The organism is Bacillus sp. MBGLi79 (assembly GCF_002953915.1).
Genome location: NZ_CP026521.1, coordinates 1377799 through 1380991 on the forward strand (window position 1 = coordinate 1377799; position 3193 = coordinate 1380991).

Below are 3193 nucleotides of genomic sequence, written 5' to 3' on the forward strand. Positions count from 1 at the left end.
CCGCTTCATCGCGGTCCGGGTCTGCAAGGCAGATGTCGATGACATGGGCGCCGTTTTTCACTTGGGCTCTCGCGATTTCGGATGCTTCCTCAAATTTCTGTTCAGCGATCAGCCGCTTGAATTTTCTCGATCCGATGACATTTGTCCGCTCCCCGACAAAAAGGGGACGCATCGTTTCTTCATAAATTAGTCCGTCGATCCCTGAGACGGTGTGCGGCTTTTTTTCCGAAGGGACCGTCCGCGGCGGCAGCGAGGCTACTTCATCGGCCAGCGCTTCAATATGGGCGGGCGTCGTTCCGCAGCAGCCGCCGACAATGTTCAGCCAGCCTTCTTCTGCAAACGCCTTGATTTTTTTCGCGAGCGATTGCGGTGATTCATGGTATTGTCCCTCCTCATCGGGGAGGCCGGCATTCGGATAGCAGCTGACGGCCGTCCTCGCAAGGGAAGAAAGAGTTCTGATGTGATCTGTCATAAATTCCGGGCCCGTCGCGCAATTTAAACCGACGCTGACCGGCTTCATATGCTCGAGTGAGATATAGAACGATTCGATATCCTGGCCGGCCAGTGTCGTGCCCATCGGTTCGATCGTGCCTGATACCATGAGGGGAAGGGTTTTGCCGGTTTTTTCGAAGGCTTGCCTGATGCCGATAAAGCCCGCTTTAACGTTCAGCATATCCTGGCTCGTTTCGAGCAGCAAGAGGTCGGCTCCCCCTGTGATCAGCGCTCTTGCCTGTTCCTCGTAATTATCGATCAGCTCGTCAAAGGTCGTGCCGCCGGTGACGGAAAGGGTTTTTGTCGTCGGACCCATCGCGCCGGCGACAAACCTTGGCCATTCAGGTGTGGAAAACTTTTCGGCGGCCGCTTTGGCGAGTTTGACTGAAGCGAGGTTGACTTCATAGGCGCGCTGCCCGAGGTCGTACTCGTCCAGAACGAGCCGTGTGGCTCCGAATGTATTGGTTTCGATGATATCGGCTTTAGCGGCCAGATAGGCTTCGTGGATGCCCTGAATGATATGAGGTGCCGTGATGCTTAGAAATTCATTGCACCCTTCATAGGCCTCGCCGCCGAAGTCAGCGGCGGACAAACCGGCATTCTGGATCATCGTTCCCATCGCACCGTCAAGGACGAGGATTTTTTTCTTCAGCTGGTCATTGATGTTAGACATTTGTTTTCTCCTTTTCTTTCTGGTGGATATATGCCGTCAGTTCGGCGGTTAAATCAGACCGCAAAAACGGTGTGATCAGATAAATGCCGTTGAACAGGTCGCACGCCGCATCAAGCAGGGAGCGGGCGATCGCGAGCCCTTCCTCGGCCTGTTTTTGTTTGTCATTTCCCGCCAGCGCCATCTTTTCGCGGATTGAATCGGACAGTTTGATGCCGGGGATTTCGTTGTGGATGAATTCCGCGTTGCGGCTGCTGGTCAGCGGCATGACGCCGATATAGATCGGTGTTTCAAGATGCTTTGTTTCTTCGTGGATTTTGATGAGCTGCTCCTCTGAATAGACAGGCTGGGAAATGAAATAGTCTGCGCCGCAGGCGATTTTTTTCTCAAGCCGTTTCACCGCTTTGTCAATGTGTCTGACATTCGGATTGAAGGCGGCCGCCACTGAGAAATTTGTTTTCTTGCCGAGCGGTTTACCTGAATATGACAAGCCTTCGTTAAACTGTTTGATCAGGCTGATCAAATCGAACGATGTCAGATCATAGACGGAAGTCGCTCCCGGAAAGTCGCCGATTTTCGACGGATCGCCGGTAATCGCCAGCACGTCTGACAGCCCCAGTGTATCGAGCCCCATTAGATGGGACTGCAGGCCGATCAGGTTGCGGTCTCTGCATGTAATATGGATCAGCGACCTCATATCGAGGCGCTGTTTTAAGAGCGCGCCGCAGGCGACATTGCTGATCCTCGGTGTGGCAAGCGAGTTGTCCGCCAATGTCAGTGCATCGATTCCGGCTGATTGAAGCTCTTTAGCGGCGTGCAAAAATTTCTCAAAGTTTAATTGTTTTGGAGGATCGAGTTCGACGATAATGGACCGTTTTTGCTTGGCCAGATCGTCGAGAACGGGCTCTGTCCTTTCGTTTTGAACAGCAAGCGCCGCTTTCTTTCTGATTTTCACGTGTTTTTCGGTGACTGGAGGAAGCCCTTTGACCGCCTCAGCCATCGCCCTGATGTGGTTCGGCGTGGTTCCGCAGCAGCCGCCGATGATCCGTGCGCCTTGATTGCGGAATTCCTCCGCGCTTTCCCTGAAATATTCATCATCTGTCTCATAAACAAGCCTGCCTTCGACAAGGGACGGGAGGCTGCTGTTCGGATAGACGGAAAGATAGGCGTCTTCTAAAAGCGGGACTTCTTCAAGCGCTCTGATCATATGATAAGGGCCGAGGCGGCAGTTGATACCAACGACGTCTGCGCCGAGGGATGCCAGCTGCTTCAGGCCGTCCGCAAGCGGGGTTCCGTCCTGAAGAACGCCCTCTTCGTGCATTGAGACATTCAAAATGATCGGCAGCTCTGTTTCCTTTCTGGCAATCTTTAAAACTTCGCGCGCTTCTTCTAAATCATAATAGGTTTCGAGCAGAAGTCCGTCCGGCTGCTCATTTAACAGAAGATAGAGCTGTTCGCGGAAGCTTCTTTTAATGTCCTCGAGAGAATACGAGTTTTTGTTGAACGTCCGGATTCCGCCGAGCGTACCGAGAACATAAGCAGAACCGGCGGCGGAGCGGGCGAGACGGACCGCTTTTTCGTTGATTTGTTTTGTTTCGTCTTCGAGCCCGTATCTGGACAGCTTGATGAAGTTTGCGCCGTACGTGTTCGTTTGAATAATATCGGCGCCGGCCTGTACATACGCTTCGTGGACGCGTCTCACTTCTTCGGGCTTGGAGATGTTCAGTTCCTCAAAACACCTGTCGATCCCGTAGGAATACAGAAGTGTGCCCATTGCGCCGTCCGCGATTAACGTTTTGCTTTTTATATCCTCCAAAAAACCCATCGTTTTCCCCCTTAAGCATTTTTGATAAACAAAATAGTCTTCTGTGAAGCAGAAGACTTTTCATCGACATTGTCCGTCTTCTTATCTTCCAAGCAGACTGCTTGCTGGATTTAGCACCTTGGTCATGAATATTCATTCACCGGTTGCTGAGGCTTCATTGGGCCAGTCCCTCTGCCTCTCTTGATAAGAACAGCTATTTAGTTTCT

Annotated in this window: 2 protein-coding genes and 1 riboswitch; both genes read right to left on the minus strand. The window is 52.1% G+C overall.

Annotated features, from left to right (window positions below):
* Nucleotides 1-1165, minus strand: a 1165-nt coding sequence (locus C1T29_RS06910) for a homocysteine S-methyltransferase family protein (RefSeq protein WP_208945639.1), incomplete at its 3' end; no start/stop codon positions are given.
* Nucleotides 1158-2987: a bifunctional homocysteine S-methyltransferase/methylenetetrahydrofolate reductase gene (locus tag C1T29_RS06915; RefSeq protein WP_035338980.1), complete on the minus strand. Its 1830-nt coding sequence runs from the start codon at nt 2985-2987 to the stop codon at nt 1158-1160. The genes C1T29_RS06915 and C1T29_RS06910, both read right to left, overlap by 8 nt.
* A gap of 78 nt (nt 2988-3065) precedes the next feature.
* Nucleotides 3066-3177, minus strand: a riboswitch (SAM riboswitch).
* Nucleotides 3178-3193: the final 16 nt, after the last annotated feature.